The following is a 13,586-nucleotide window of genomic DNA, read 5'->3' as shown; positions in this document are numbered from 1 at the left end:
CGAACTTTCGCCGACCGTCATTTTAGGGATGCGTCCGTGGGCGATTGTGCCTAAGCTCGCCTCCATCAGTGATCCGGAGGGAGATATTAGATGTCGCTTTTCACCAAAGACCTTTTCGAAAATCATGCGGTCTCGCGCCGATCCCTTCTCGGTGGCATTGCGGCCACATCGGCGCTCGTCATGCTCCACCCGTTTGCGGCACGCGCGGCCGCCAACCAGGCGCATCTGCGGCTGATGGAGACGACAGACATCCACGTGCATGTCTTCCCTTATGATTATTATGCCGACAAGCCGAACGACACACTTGGACTGGCCCGTACCGCCTCGATCATCGATTCGATTCGAGCCGAAGCCGGAAATTCGATGCTGATCGACAACGGCGACTTCCTGCAGGGCAATCCGCTCGGGGACTACATCGCCTATGAGCGTGGCATGAAAGAGGGCGACAAGCATCCGGTGATCACTGCGATGAACGTGCTGGGATATGACGTCGGCACGCTTGGAAACCACGAATTCAACTACGGCCTCGATTTCCTGTTCAAGGTGCTTGCAGGATCCGGCTTCCCGCATGTCTGCGCCAACCTGACCAAGGGCCAGCTTGCCTCCAGTGCCAAGGACGACGATCTCTTCTTCAAACCCTACGTGATCATCGAAAAGCAGATCCGCGACGGTTCCGGCCAGTCGACCCCGATCAAGGTCGGCTTCATCGGCTTCGTGCCGCCACAGATCATGACCTGGGATAGCAAGAATCTTGAGGGCAAGGCGCAGACGCGCGATATCGTCGATGCTGCCAAGGCCTGGGTGCCTGTCATGAAGGAGGAAGGCGCCGACATCGTCATCGCCCTATCCCATTCCGGCATCGATGGTTCCGGCCAGAGCGATCGGATGGAAAACGCGTCTCTTTATCTCGCAGGGATCGAGGGTATCGATGCGATCTTCACCGGTCACCAGCATCTGGTTTTCCCGGGTCCAAAGGATTTCGAGGGCATTGCCGGCGCTGATGCCAAGAAAGGCACGCTGATGGGCAAGCCCGCCGTCATGGCCGGGTTCTGGGGCTCCCATATGGGTCTGATCGACCTGTTGATCGAAAAGGATGGCAGCGGCTGGAAGATCGTCGATTCCACCTCGGAAGTCAGACCGATCTATCACCGCGACGAAAATCGCAAGGTCGTTGCCGACGTCAAAGACAAGCCTGAGGTCACCGCGGCCATCAAGCCGGAACACGAGGCGACGCTTGCCTATATCCGCCGCCCGGTCGGCAAGACATCTGCGCCGCTCTATTCCTACTTCGCGCTGGTCGCGGATGATCCGTCGGTGCAGATCGTCTCAAATGCGCAGACCTGGTACATCAAGGACATGCTGAAGGATGGCGAGTACAAGGACCTCCCGGTGCTATCCGCCGCCGCTCCCTTCAAGGCCGGCGGTCGCGGCGGTGCGGATTATTTCACCGACGTCCCGACCGGCGACATCGCCATCAAGAATGTCGCGGATCTCTATCTCTATCCCAACACGGTTCAGGCCGTGCTGATATCGGGCGCGCAGGTCAAGAACTGGCTGGAAATGTCGGCTGGCATGTTCAACCAGGTCAAGCCGGGATCAAAGGATGTTCCGCTGCTCAACGCCGGTTTCCCGTCCTACAATTTCGACGTGATCGATGGCGTGACCTACCAGATCGACCTGTCCCAGCCGTCGCGCTTCGACAAGGATGGAAAGGTACTGGACGAGAATGCTCACCGTATCGTCGACCTGATGTTTGACGGCAAGCCGATCGATCCGGCGCAGAAGTTTGTCGTCGTCACCAATAACTACCGTGCCGGCGGTGGCGGCAAGTTCCCGGAGATCGCGAGCGACAAGGTCATTTTCGTCGCACCCGACACCAACCGCGACGTCGTTGTTCGCTACATCATCGATCAAGGGACGATCAATCCTTCGGCCGACGACAACTGGTCGTTCAAGGCGCAGCCCGGATCCACGGCCCTGTTCGAGACCGGACCCAAGGCGCGCCAGTTTGCCGGCAGTCTGAAGGGGACGAAGATCGAGGATGCAGGCGACGGCGAGAACGGTTTCGCGAAGTTCAGACTGGTTCTCTGAGGCGTCCCATCCAGTCGTCCGGCCGAGGACCCGCGTTATTCGGCAGCCTGCCAATACGTCCTTTCCGGCTCCTGCTTCAGGAGTTCGGGGAGGTCATCATGGTTTGGACATGAGGACAGCTTGGCTGCAAACGATTCGATCAACCACTGTCCCGCGGGTCCGGGCGGATTGGATGCTTTTCGCAAGGCGTAGATCGGATATTGCCCCTGCTCGTAAGCGTCGATATCCAACGCGACCAGATCGCCGTTGCGGATGTCATCGAGCACCAGGGACGCCGGAAGCCCGCCCCAACCAAGTCCACCCTTGATCAGCTGATACTTGGTGGCGATGTCACTGATGCGCCAGATCTTGTAGGACAGGACGTTGAAGTTACGCCCTGCGGTAAGGCCTGACGCGTCGGTCACGACCAGTTGCGTCTCGTCGCGCACATCGGCGAGGGTGAGTGTGCGGTTGAGCTGCACCAGTGGATGATCCGGCGCTGCGACCGGCAAGAGGTAGGAATGACCGATCCTTTCGGCAATCAGCGAATCGTCCTGCTTCAGGAGAGCGCCACCGATGCCGATGCCGGCCCGCCCACTGATGACCTGGCCCATCACCATGCCGAGTTCCCCGACGCTGAGGTTGAGGGCGACACTTGGAAATTTCTCTCGGAATTCGCGTAGCTGGCTGACCACCGCGTCGGCCGGCACCATCACGCTGACGGCCAGCGTGATCTCGGCTTCCAATCCCTGAGTGATGCTCTTTGCCCGAGACCGCATGATCTGCAGGTCGGCAACGATCCGCCGCGCATCCATCAGCATCGCCCGCCCGGCCTCGGTCAGTTTTGGCTGACGCGCCCCGGCCCGGTCGAACAACTGAATCTCGAGCTGCGTCTCGAGGTTGGCAATCGTGTAGCTGACAACCGACTGAGCCCGGTTCAGCAGGCGTGAGGCGGCCGAAAAACTGCCGCTTTCGGCAACTGCGATAAAGACCTGCAGCTGATCGAGGGTGGGATTCGCGTCCATGTGACCTATCCAGATTTTAGATGGAAAGCTTCGACATTATCTCCATTCCATCGATTGCCGTCTACTCCTATTTGTCTTCCCAGACAGGCGACCTCCAGTCTCCCACCGTCGAGAAATTCATAGGAAACAAAGCAATGCCATCCATCCTTCTCGTGACATCCAGCCCTCGCGGCACCGAATCGCTGTCGACAAAGATTGCGACGGAATTTGTCGACAAGCTGAAGGTCCAGCATCCGGGCGCGACCGTTGTGACCCGTGATTTAGGTCAGAACCCGATCGCCCATCTCGACACCGTGACCACATCTGCGATCCGCAAGCCCGCAGATGCTCGCAATTCCGAGGAAGCGGCAGCAGCGAAACTGTCCGACGAACTCGTCGCCGAGTTGCTCGCCGCCGATACGGTCGTGCTTGCCACGGGCCTGATCAATTTCAATATCTATTCGACGCTGAAAAGCTGGATCGACAACGTTGCCCGCGCCGGCATGACGTTCCGCTACACAGCCGAAGGTCCGCAGGGACTTGCGACCGGCAAGAAGGTCTATGTCGTTCTGTCGGCCGCCGGCATCTATTCGGAAGGCCCGGCCATGGCGATGAACCACGCCGTTCCTTACCTCAAGACGGTTCTTGGCTTCATGGGCATGACGGATGTCGAAGTGATCTACATTGAAGGTACCGCATTCGGTCCGGAAGCGTATGAGAAGGCGATTGCCGCCGCACAGGATCGCACGCAGCAGCTTGCACTGGCGGCCTGATCCTAGACGTCCACACCGGTTGGTGAGACGAGACGCCCCTGACGGCCGTGGACATTGTCCCGGCCGTCTTTCTTTGCGTGATAGAGGCGTTGGTCCGCAACGCCGAACAGTGTCGCGAATGTGTCGCCATCGTCAGACGTGGTCGCCACTCCGATCGATACGGTGATGCACTTGCCATCCGGCCTGATGACAGACGCGCAGATATCCTGGCGAAGCCGCTCGGAGAGCGCCAAGGCTCCTTCGTGATTCGTGTTCGGCAGGATCAGCACGAACTCCTCGCCGCCGAACCGCGAGAGATGATCGCGCGGCCGCGTTCGGGCCTTGAGCTGCGCTGCTACGTCCTTGAGCACCTCGTCCCCCTTCATGTGACCGAAGAGATCGTTCACGTCCTTGAACCGGTCTGCGTCGATGATCACGAGACTGAGCTGCTGCCGCATATCGATACTTTGCTTGATCATCGCCGGCGCATCGGCTTCCAGCCGGTTGCGATCGAAAACGCCAGTCAACCGATCGACGCCGCTTGTGGCAAGCAGCGCCTGATACCGCTCGCGAAACGTCAGATCGTGAAAAATGTCGGCAATTTCGCGCCGCGACAAGGCAAGCCTCGGGATCTGTTCGACCTTGAGATAGGCGAGCAGCAGCACGGAATAGATGATCACCGCAAGCATTTTGGCGTACCAACCGCCGAACAGGACCGACAGCGGCGCGTCGAACAGCAATCGCAGTCCGGAATAGAAGGCAAGCTGGTCAAAGCTTAGAACGATCGCACCGCTGACGGCAAAGCGCAGGATGATATGGCGCCTGAAGATCCGGCCGAAACGCTCATAGAGAAGAATGATGGCGATGGCGTCGATATAGAGCAGCGCCGTGCCCCATACCATGAGTGAGCCCATCTCGTTAAGAAAGACCATGTCGGCAGGTCGTCCGGCGGGAAGGGTGACGACCGGATGCGCCTGCAGAATCTGCGCGATGAGAACCGTCAGGAGATTGCCGAGAAACAGTCCGTAGATGGGCTGGCGCACCGTCGAGGCATCCTCTTTCAAGTACAAGAGGAGGATCATCATCAGCTTGCCCGCGAAGAAGACGGACGATCCGGGCGATACCAGCCCGAACGGCAGCTCGACATAGAAGACCGCCGCGAGGTAGGTCTCCATGAAGTGCATCACACCGAGCGCAGCCAAGAACACGCCAAGGCCAAGCTGGCGCCTGAAATGCAGGAAGGCGGCCATGATCGTGAAATAGACGATCGCTTCTGCAACGAACAGAAAGAGGTTCAAAACCTGCATCATCACGCCTTTTAAGCCTGGCGGACCTCGCGTTCACATCCCAAAGCCATGACTTTGTTAGCTAATCGCAACACCAGTTATGCCGGTAAATTGCTGCGGCGCAATAGAGGATCTCGCGGGACGGACGAACAATCAGGCAGAGCGCGAAACGGCGCCATCCGAGAACAGCGAGGCGCCGTTCTGATCAATGATCTGCTGTGCCTTGCGAACGGCATATTCGGATGCGTCCTCCGCAGAGGTGAACATGTCTGCCCGCACGAAAGTGCGGATGAGTGTCTCGCCGGCGACATCTTTTTCGATGCGGCCGGCAAGCCGGAACTGGCTGCCTTCCTTGATCGGTGCAGGATAGATGCGGCATTCGCCATGCATCTGCGGCTCGGCTTCCCGTGCGGGCGCGGTTTCGGATTTCGGGCCGGAAAATATCGAAAGAAGAGAGGAAAGAAACGAAGCCATGGATGAGTGCTACCCTTTGCTCGGCACCGGCGGAATCCGAAGACCATTCCGGTGCGATTTCGACAAAATCATATGATCAGGTTGGCAAGGATCTCGTTTTCGGTGATGTCCTCGTAACCAAGCCCCGCCGCCTCGAAGCGCTCGTGCAGACCGGCAAAGTTTCCGGACTCGGTTGTTTCAATGCCGATGAGGATCGAGCCAAAGTTGCGGGCCGACTTCTTCAGGTATTCGAAACGCGCGATATCGTCTTCCGGACCGAGAAGATTGAGAAAGTCTCGCAGGGCGCCCGGGCGCTGCGGAAGGCGCAGGATGAAGTATTTCTTCAACCCCGCATAGCGCATCGCCCGTTCCTTGACGTCCGGAAGGCGTTCGAAATCGAAGTTGCCGCCGGAAACGATGCAGACCACGCGCTTTCCGGCCAGCTTCTCGCGGCCGAGCATCTCAAGCGCGGTGATCGACAGAGCACCGGCGGGCTCCAGCACAAAGCCTTCAAGGTTGAGCATCTCCGTGAGCGTCACGCAGATCGCGTTTTCGGGAACGAGCAGAACCTGATCGGGAGAAAATCCCTTCAGCATCTCGAAATTCAGTTCGCCGATCCGCGCAACCGCAGCGCCATCCACGAAGTTGTCGACCTTCGGAAGTGTGACGAGCGACCCGGTCTGGAGGCTGGTCTTCAGGCTTGGAGCACCAGTCGGCTCGGTGAAAATAAAGTTTTCCTTCGCCACCACGTCGGAAAGATAGCCGCTCAGTCCTGACGCAAGCCCCCCACCGCCGACCGGCATGATGACGAGATCAGGCGTTGCGCCTTCCGGCAGTTGCTCGAGGATTTCAGCAGCGACTGTCGCCTGCCCCTCGATGATATGAGCCGCATCGAACGGTGGCACCATCATGCCACCAGTCTCCTCCACATGGGCGCGGGCCGCGGCATAGCACTGGTCAAAGATGTCGCCGACGAGCTTGATGGTGATGTACTGGCCGCCGAAGATCCGCGTCTTGTCGATCTTCTGCTGCGGCGTCGTTACCGGCATGAAGACGACGCCCGGCACTTCGAAATGCCGGCACACGAAGGCAAATCCCTGCGCGTGATTGCCGGCTGAGGCACAGACGAAGGTGCGATCCTTTGCCCCGTCGGCGATCGCCTTGCGAAGAAAGTTGAAGGCGCCGCGGATTTTGTAGGAGCGGACCGGAGACAGGTCCTCGCGCTTCAGCCAGATCTCTGCGCCGTATTTACGGCTCAAATGTTCGTTGAGCTGAAGCGGCGTCTCCGGAAAGATCGTCCGCATTGCGGCTTTTGCTTCGTCGACACCGAGCTTCGTCACGCTAAACATCCCAATTCTTCACGATTTCATCCGCTATGCCACACGTGCCGTAACAAGACCAAGGCCGTTTTGCAGACTTTCCGTTCTGTGCGCGTTTTTGGGAACAAAAACATCGATGCCCCAGAATCTTCGGGTAATGGCGACGCGCTCTGCGCGGCACTATTGATGCAGGAGTTTGCCGATGAACCGGGTCGCTTCCGGCAGACCCGAGCGCCAATAGGTCCAGTCGTGGCCACCTTCACGCGCCATGAAGCGGTGCGGCACGCCGAGCTTCTGCAGCTTGACCGTCAGTTCCGCATTGCCCACGAAGAAGCTGTCGGACGATCCGCAATCGATGAACAGTTCCGTTTTGCGGATTGCGTCTGGAGGCGTCTTGTCGACGAGATCGAGAACGCTGTTGGCGTAGTAAGGCTGGTTCAGCCGATCCGTGCCACTCAACCCCTCACCCCAAGCCTTGCCGTACCGACGGTCATAGCCTGCCTGATCCATCGCTACAATCTGCTGATCGGTTCTGAACGCAGCACTCAGCGCTGCAGCACCGGCAAACAGATCCGGATATTTCAGCGCGTAGGCCATGGCTGCATAACCACCCATGGAAAGGCCCAGAATGCCGCGCGACTTCTTGCCTGCGATCACCGGGAACGAGCCCTCAACGTGCGGAATGAATTCCTTCACGAACATATCCTGCCACAGATATTTTCCGTCGGCATCGTTCATATAATAGGTGTTGAACTTGTTTTCCTCGTCCCGCCGACCCTCAGGCGTCACGGCAATGAAGGGCGGTACTTCGCCGCTTTCGATCAGTTTGTCGAAGATCAGGTTGGCGTTCCCATACCGGTACCAGTCCTGATTCTTTCCATCGCCACCACCGTGCATCAGATAGATGACCGGGTATCGCCGTTCGTCGGATCCGTAGCCTGGAGGAAGATAGAGCGTAAACTCGACATTCTTGCCAAGGATCCGGCTCGCCATCACCTGGCCTTCCTTTACGACGCCAGCCGCGAATGCATTCGCGATGACGAATAGACCCGCCACAACGATCAAAATTGCCCTGAGCATACGTTTTTCTCCTACCGCTCCTGATGGAAGTAGAGGGCAAGGAGATCAATTCAATTTGGAAAGGTTAAGAATGATGGTGCGGACGACGGGGGTCGAACCCGTAAGACCTGAGGTCGGCAGATTTTAAGTCTGCTGCGTCTACCAATTTCGCCACGTCCGCCTGGTTTCCTGTTTCGTGAAGTTCGCCTTCGACGTCAAGGACGGAAATTGCAGGCGGCAGCAGGTGCGCAACAAAAAAGCGCGGAGCCGAGGCCCCGCGCTTTTCACTTGAAGTGGGCAGATCAGGCGCTGAGCTTGGCTGCAGTCTTTGCAACATGGGCGCCCTGGAAGCGTGCGCCTTCGAGTTCAATCTCGGAAGGCTGGCGCGAGCCGTCGCCGTTGGTGATGGTCGTGGCGCCGTAAGGGGAGCCACCCATGACTTCCTCCGTGCCCATCTGGCCCTGGAAGGAGTAAGGCAGACCAACCACGGCCATGCCCTGGTGAAGGAAGGTCGGGATGAAGCCGAGAATCGTCGATTCCTGGCCGCCATGCTGGGTGGCCGACGAGGTGAACACGGAGCCGACCTTGCCGATCAGCTTGCCGGCGAACCACAGGCCACCGGTCTGATCCCAGAAATTGCGCATCTGCGAGGCAACCGAACCGTAGCGGGTCCCGGCACCGACGATGATCGCATCGTATTCAGCGAGCTCGTCCGGTGTGGCGATCGGAGCCTTCTGATCAAGCTTGAAGTGCGATGCCTTGGCTACCTCTTCAGGAACCAGTTCCGGAACGCGCTTGACGGTCACTTCGGCACCGGCCGAGCGAGCGCCTTCGGCGACAGCATACGCCATCGTCTCGATATGGCCGTACGAGGAATAGTAGAGAACCAGTACTTTTGTCATTGTTTTCAATTCCTTTGCAGGTGCTGGAATGATGATCGCAAGGCGGCAACGGACCACGTCACGATCATGGCAAGCAGGACGCTTTCCGATAACAGGCCTTGAGGCTTAGCTAGCGCAGTGTCACAGCACCGGCCAGAGGGCGATCTCTGCACGGACTGTCCACAATTGCTGAACGCGATCGAATGTTTGTCGTTTCATTCGCACGTCAGTTTTTGGATTGAACGATTGCAATCGTTTCCCGGCGCGCGCTAACGTTCCCGTGCAATGAGAAAGCGAGCGCCTCCATGTCCGATACCCTGTCATCCTCACCTACCCTCGTCAGCGCGGCGATGCTCGCCATCGGCGACGAGCTTCTTTCCGGCCGGACCAAGGACAAGAATATCGGCCACCTCGCCGACCTGCTGACGCTTTCAGGCATCGACCTGAAGGAAGTGCGCATCGTTGCCGACGAAGAAGACGCGATCGTTGAGGCTCTGAACGCTTTGCGTGCCCGCTACGATTACGTCTTCACATCCGGCGGCATCGGCCCGACCCATGACGACATCACAGCGGATGCAGTCTCGAAAGCATTCGAAGTGCCCTGCATTCACGACCCGGAAGCGATGCGGTTGCTCGCCGAGATGTACAAGCGCCGCGAAATGGAATTCACCGAGGCCCGCCAACGCATGGCGCGGATGCCGCAGGGTGCCACGCATATCGCCAATCCGGTTTCAACGGCACCCGGCTTCGTCATCGGCAATGTCCACGTGATGGCCGGTGTACCGCAGGTGTTCCAGGCGATGATGGACAATGTTCTGCCGACGCTCAAATCGGGCTCGAAAGTGCTGTCGCGGGCAATTGCCTGCCCTTATGGCGAGGGCGATATCGGGACCCCGCTTGCGGCTGTGCAGAAGGCGCATCCGGAGACCAGCATCGGCTCTTATCCAAAATACGATGGCAAGCGCTTTTCAACCGAGCTGGTGGTCCGCGCCCGCGATCCGCAGGTTCTGGACGCGGCCGCGCAGGCTGTCGCGGACATGATTGCCAATATCGACGGCACCCGGATTGCCGACAACCCGACGGCGGACGCCTGAGAGAGACCTGCGCGAGCTGGCCTTCCCCAAGTCGATCGACCAAGCCCGATCTGGGCATCACGTAACAATTAGAGACCGGCTTTCGGCTCCCCGGCGCCGGTCAACAAGGGAGATGAAGCCATGGCTTACAAAACCATTCTTGCTGTCCTCGACATTCCGCAGAACGCCCGGCAAATGGCGGATTTTGGCGCGGCCCTGGCTGAAACGTTCTCCGCCCACCTGATTGGCGTGCATGCCGAGACGCTTGCCGCCGTGCCGTTGATCGCGCCGATGGAGATCCCCGATCCCGCAGCGGTCCAGGTCCTGCAGGAGGTTGCCCAGAAGGAAACGGCCATGGTCGCCGACATCTTCAACACGGTGTCCACGCGTGAGGGACTGTCGCGCGAATGGCGCAGTTTCGTCTCCTCTGCCGGATATGGCGCGAGTTCGGTGATGGAGACTGCCCGGACCGCGGACCTCATCATTGCAAGCCAGAGCGACCCTTCCCATTCGGATCACCGGGCCGATCTCGAAACCTTCCTGTTCGAGAGCGGTCGCCCGATGTTGCTCGTTCCCCACCGGATGACCGCCTTCAAGCCGATCGAGCGTGTTCTGATCGGTTGGAACGGCTCCAAGGAAGCGGCCCGCGCGACCTTCGACGCCCTGCCCTTTCTCAAGACCGCCACAAGTGTGGAAGTGCTCGTCGTCGACCCGCCGGAGCGCGGCGACCAGACGGCCGAGTTTGCGGGAACCGAGATTGCCACAAGTCTTGCGCGACATGGCGTCAACGTCACTGTCACCACGCGGATCGGTAGCCGCGAGACGCCAGCCAAGGCCATCGAAAACCGGCTTTTGGACGACAGTATCGATCTGCTGGTCATGGGTGGCTACGGCCATTCCCGCTGGTGGGAAATGCTGTTCGGAGGGACGACACGCAGCGTTCTGGATTCAATGACCGCGCTGACGCTTCTGTCGCGATGAAGGGTCGGACCGAAGTCGTCCTACCCACCTTGCCAGAAACATCCGTTTCCCGCTATTAGCGAGAGCCAAAGCAGATCTAAGCCAAGGCTCTCCAATGTCTCTTCCCGAAAAAGCTTTCCCCGTCTCCTGGGACCAGTTCCACCGTGATGCGCGCGCGCTGGCGTGGCGTCTCGCCGGTTTGGGTCAGGAGTTCAGAGCGATCGTCTGCATCACGCGCGGCGGCCTTGTGCCGGCGGCGATTATTTCGCGCGAGCTGAACATCCGCCTGATCGAGACCGTCTGCATCGCGTCCTACCACGACTACGTCAACCAGGGTGAGATGAACCTTCTGAAAGGGATTTCGCCCGAGCTCTGCGAAGACGGTGGGCTTGGCATACTCGTGATCGACGACCTGACCGACACCGGCAAGACAGCCTCCGAGGTGCGTGCCATGCTGCCAAAGGCGCATTTTGGCTGCGTCTATGCAAAGCCGTCGGGCGTGCCGATGATCGATACGTTCGTGACCGAGGTCAGCCAGGATACCTGGATCTATTTCCCGTGGGATATGGGCTTCACCTACCAGGAGCCGATCGCCAAGGGCCACAAGGGCTGAACTGCCACACGACATCCAGACCGGCTCACCCGTGCCGGTCTGTCTTCGCGCAACCGGTTTCAGACGATCAGGAAATCCTGATAGCTCAGCGCCAGGCTCTTATCGAGATGCGCGATCATCACCGAGCCGCCGGACTTGCTGCCGTTGGCATCGTAGAACAGATTTCCGGTATCGGTTTCGTAGACCAGAAAATCGTTGCTGTCCTTGGCCGTTGGCGACGTGCTTTTCAGGAAATTGCCGCTGGAAATCGCTCCGTTCTTGGTGAAGGCGGTGAAGATCGCGTTCTCCAGATGGATCAGATCGTCCACGACCGAGAAGTCGGTGATCGTATCGACATTCGTTGAGCTGTTCAGCGCCGAACTGAAGACGAACGTGTCCTTGCCGCTGCCACCGGTCAGGGTATCGTTTCCGGTACCACCGATCAGCTTGTCGTTGCCGCCGTTGCCGATCAGCTTGTCTTGTCCAGCCCGACCTTCGAGGATGTTGGCGACCGCGTTGCCGACGATGACGTCCACGCCCTTGCCGCCGATCGCGTTCTCGATCACCGTGCCCCGCGACAGCGAGAGATTGTTGATCCCGCCCGAGACGCTCGAGAATTCCTCAGCATTGAGGTCGATCCGCTGGTTTCCCGACGCCCAGCTGAAATTCAGCGTATCGCTGCCGCCGGTATCGACCAGGTTCATCGCGACATCCTTGCCGAGGAAGTCGGACTTCAGGTCGTAGGTCGTGTTGCCCGGACTGATCGCCGTGGTCCCGTAGAGGTTGCGGATGGCAAGGACGTCCACCATCATCGGCGTGATGGAAGTGGTGCCGGAGCCACCGGCCCAGACACTGACCTGATCGTCGAAATAGGACATCACCGTCAGTTGTGAGGAATCGTTTTCGAACCGGTTGTCTATGCCCCAGGTGGCGTTGCCGTCATAGTTGCCCGCATGGCCGAGCCCCAGCGCATGACCGATCTCGTGCACATAGGTGGACATCGTGTAGCTGTCTGCGCCCGCGCCGTAGTCGGTGATCCAGCTTGCCGCCACATTGACGAAAGACGCCGTGGTGAAACCGCCGATGATCGACGTCGATCCGCCGTAAGCGCCGCCCTCCTTGTCGTCGAAGGAGATCTGTGCCGAACCGGACACGAACTTGAACTTGATGCCGGAGGCTTCCGTCCAGGCAGTGAGAGCCCACTTGGCCAGCTGCTGGCCCTGGGTGGTCAGCGCACCGATGTTGACGGTCAACGTGCCGCCGGCCGCGATATTGAACTTGAAGGGCGTGCCGCCGTCGCTGGTCCAGAAATCCGTGGTCAACTGCTTGGCGATCGTATCGTAGCTTGCGAATTTCGGGGCGGTAACAACCGTCGTCTTCAGCGCATAGTCGCCTGACCATTCGTCGTCGTGACTGCCGACGCGGATATAGTAGGTGCCACTCTTTTCGGCAAAGACGCTGAGCGTCGACTTCTCGAAGTCCGTGTCGAGACTGTTCTCGTCGATATCAATCGCGATGCCGTCCGCGTCCATGACCTGCAGACCGGCCCAGCCGACCGTCCCCGACATGTCGAACTGATAGGCTTTGCCTGCCGTAAGCGAGACCTTGATCCAATCGGCATCTCCGGTCGCCAGCGCGCCGGTGAACGTGTCGCCGGCAGCGATCTTGTAGGCCGTGGAACGGCTAGCCGCTGCGTCAGTCTCTTCCGTGTAAGTCGCCATTCAAGTCTCCCCCGGCCTTCCTGTGGCCATTCAAAATCCTGATGCCTCGACAAGCTGCCGGGCAAATGCCTTCAGAATATCGTCATTCAAAGCCGCGTCCGAGACGACGGTCGTCACGACCGGTCCGGAACGCCAGCCAGCAGCTCCGTCTGCCTTCCAGCGCAATCTCGCAGACACGCTGTTTGTGCGAGCGCGCGTTACCTCGAAGACGAACTGTCCATAACCAGGTCCTCGACCCGTCATCTGCTCGACTGTGGAGCGGACAGCATTACAGGCGGATCTCGAAACTGCAGTATCCATGGTATGCGCAAATTCGCAACGATACGAAGGTCGTTGCGTCGCATCGGCAAACGCGGGGAGCGAGCCGGAGGTACAGATCAGCGCGAGCCCGAGTGTGCGAAAGATTGCCTGACGAC

At 59.1% G+C, this 13,586-nt stretch carries 13 protein-coding genes and 1 tRNA gene; 5 read left to right on the top strand and 9 right to left on the bottom strand.

Annotated elements, in window-relative coordinates; all coding sequences use genetic code 11:
• The first annotated feature begins 90 nt into the window (after positions 1–90).
• A complete protein-coding gene (locus BLW69_RS11940; protein ID WP_092662076.1) occupies positions 91–2,091 on the top strand; it encodes a bifunctional 2',3'-cyclic-nucleotide 2'-phosphodiesterase/3'-nucleotidase in 2,001 nt (666 codons plus the stop codon).
• Between the two features lie 35 nt (positions 2,092–2,126).
• On the opposite strand, the gene BLW69_RS11935 is transcribed toward BLW69_RS11940, so the two are convergent.
• Positions 2,127–3,095: a LysR family transcriptional regulator gene (locus BLW69_RS11935; protein WP_092662074.1), complete on the bottom strand. Its 969-nt coding sequence runs from the start codon at positions 3,093–3,095 to the stop codon at positions 2,127–2,129.
• 134 nt (positions 3,096–3,229) lie between these two features.
• Here BLW69_RS11935 and BLW69_RS11930 point away from each other — a divergent pair, with 134 nt between their 5' ends.
• Positions 3,230–3,847, top strand: coding sequence for an FMN-dependent NADH-azoreductase (locus tag BLW69_RS11930; RefSeq protein WP_062458121.1), 618 nt, complete (start codon positions 3,230–3,232; stop codon positions 3,845–3,847).
• Positions 3,848–3,849: 2 nt separating this feature from the next.
• Here the strand turns inward: BLW69_RS11930 and BLW69_RS11925 are convergent, their stop codons facing one another.
• From BLW69_RS11925 to wrbA, 6 genes are all read right to left on the bottom strand, one after another.
• Positions 3,850–5,136: a GGDEF domain-containing protein gene (locus BLW69_RS11925; protein ID WP_174196768.1), complete on the bottom strand. Its 1,287-nt coding sequence runs from the start codon at positions 5,134–5,136 to the stop codon at positions 3,850–3,852.
• Between the two features lie 129 nt (positions 5,137–5,265).
• The gene (locus BLW69_RS11920) at positions 5,266–5,586 is read right to left on the bottom strand and encodes an HlyU family transcriptional regulator (protein WP_092662072.1); all 321 of its coding nucleotides are present in this window, start codon (positions 5,584–5,586) and stop codon (positions 5,266–5,268) included.
• 68 nt (positions 5,587–5,654) lie between these two features.
• Positions 5,655–6,914 carry a threonine ammonia-lyase gene (ilvA, locus tag BLW69_RS11915; protein WP_092662070.1) on the bottom strand — a complete coding sequence of 420 codons (1,260 nt, stop codon included), beginning with the start codon at positions 6,912–6,914 and terminating at the stop codon, positions 5,655–5,657.
• A 150-nt stretch (positions 6,915–7,064) separates the two neighbouring features.
• Positions 7,065–7,964 carry an alpha/beta hydrolase gene (locus BLW69_RS11910; RefSeq protein ID WP_092662068.1) on the bottom strand — a complete coding sequence of 300 codons (900 nt, stop codon included), beginning with the start codon at positions 7,962–7,964 and terminating at the stop codon, positions 7,065–7,067.
• Positions 7,965–8,038: 74 nt separating this feature from the next.
• Positions 8,039–8,124: transfer RNA gene (locus tag BLW69_RS11905), tRNA-Leu, on the bottom strand.
• 121 nt (positions 8,125–8,245) lie between these two features.
• Entirely contained in the window at positions 8,246–8,845 is a 600-nt protein-coding gene (wrbA, locus tag BLW69_RS11900) for an NAD(P)H:quinone oxidoreductase type IV (RefSeq protein ID WP_062457641.1), read from the bottom strand.
• Between the two features lie 284 nt (positions 8,846–9,129).
• Between wrbA and BLW69_RS11895 the strand changes: the two genes are divergently transcribed.
• From BLW69_RS11895 to gpt, 3 genes are all read left to right on the top strand, one after another.
• Positions 9,130–9,918: a competence/damage-inducible protein A gene (locus tag BLW69_RS11895; protein WP_092662066.1), complete on the top strand. Its 789-nt coding sequence runs from the start codon at positions 9,130–9,132 to the stop codon at positions 9,916–9,918.
• A gap of 120 nt (positions 9,919–10,038) precedes the next feature.
• On the top strand, positions 10,039–10,878 hold the full coding sequence (locus tag BLW69_RS11890) for a universal stress protein (RefSeq protein WP_092662064.1): 840 nt from the start codon (positions 10,039–10,041) through the stop codon (positions 10,876–10,878).
• A gap of 94 nt (positions 10,879–10,972) precedes the next feature.
• Entirely contained in the window at positions 10,973–11,470 is a 498-nt protein-coding gene (gpt, locus tag BLW69_RS11885; RefSeq protein ID WP_092662062.1) for a xanthine phosphoribosyltransferase, read from the top strand.
• 59 nt (positions 11,471–11,529) lie between these two features.
• Here the strand turns inward: gpt and BLW69_RS11880 are convergent, their stop codons facing one another.
• Together BLW69_RS11880 and BLW69_RS22930 are read right to left on the bottom strand one after the other, a co-directional pair.
• Positions 11,530–13,170 (bottom strand): M10 family metallopeptidase C-terminal domain-containing protein, encoded by a 1,641-nt coding sequence (locus tag BLW69_RS11880; protein WP_092662060.1) that lies wholly within the window; start codon positions 13,168–13,170, stop codon positions 11,530–11,532.
• Between the two features lie 30 nt (positions 13,171–13,200).
• A complete protein-coding gene (locus BLW69_RS22930) occupies positions 13,201–13,347 on the bottom strand; it encodes a hypothetical protein (RefSeq protein WP_162238148.1) in 147 nt (48 codons plus the stop codon).
• Positions 13,348–13,586: the final 239 nt, after the last annotated feature.

The organism is Rhizobium sp. NFR12, assembly GCF_900108545.1.
GTDB classification, from domain to species: domain Bacteria; phylum Pseudomonadota; class Alphaproteobacteria; order Rhizobiales; family Rhizobiaceae; genus Neorhizobium; species Neorhizobium soli.
Note: the sequence above shows the minus strand (reverse complement) of the source record. Positions and strands in the feature narration are given on the sequence as shown.

Bases quoted from the DNA above. Each gene is read 5' to 3' on its own strand.
- BLW69_RS11925 (WP_174196768.1), bottom strand. From the start codon at position 5,136: ATGATGCAGGTTTTGAACCTCTTTCTGTTCGTTGCAGAAGCGATCGTC.
- BLW69_RS11920 (WP_092662072.1), bottom strand. From the start codon at position 5,586: ATGGCTTCGTTTCTTTCCTCTCTTCTTTCGATATTTTCCGGCCCGAAA.
- BLW69_RS11930 (WP_062458121.1), top strand. From the start codon at position 3,230: ATGCCATCCATCCTTCTCGTGACATCCAGCCCTCGCGGCACCGAATCG.
- BLW69_RS11940 (WP_092662076.1), top strand. From the start codon at position 91: ATGTCGCTTTTCACCAAAGACCTTTTCGAAAATCATGCGGTCTCGCGC.
- gpt (WP_092662062.1), top strand. From the start codon at position 10,973: ATGTCTCTTCCCGAAAAAGCTTTCCCCGTCTCCTGGGACCAGTTCCAC.
- BLW69_RS11880 (WP_092662060.1), bottom strand. From the start codon at position 13,170: ATGGCGACTTACACGGAAGAGACTGACGCAGCGGCTAGCCGTTCCACG.
- BLW69_RS11890 (WP_092662064.1), top strand. From the start codon at position 10,039: ATGGCTTACAAAACCATTCTTGCTGTCCTCGACATTCCGCAGAACGCC.
- ilvA (WP_092662070.1), bottom strand. From the start codon at position 6,914: ATGTTTAGCGTGACGAAGCTCGGTGTCGACGAAGCAAAAGCCGCAATG.
- BLW69_RS11935 (WP_092662074.1), bottom strand. From the start codon at position 3,095: ATGGACGCGAATCCCACCCTCGATCAGCTGCAGGTCTTTATCGCAGTT.
- BLW69_RS11895 (WP_092662066.1), top strand. From the start codon at position 9,130: ATGTCCGATACCCTGTCATCCTCACCTACCCTCGTCAGCGCGGCGATG.
- wrbA (WP_062457641.1), bottom strand. From the start codon at position 8,845: ATGACAAAAGTACTGGTTCTCTACTATTCCTCGTACGGCCATATCGAG.
- BLW69_RS11910 (WP_092662068.1), bottom strand. From the start codon at position 7,964: ATGCTCAGGGCAATTTTGATCGTTGTGGCGGGTCTATTCGTCATCGCG.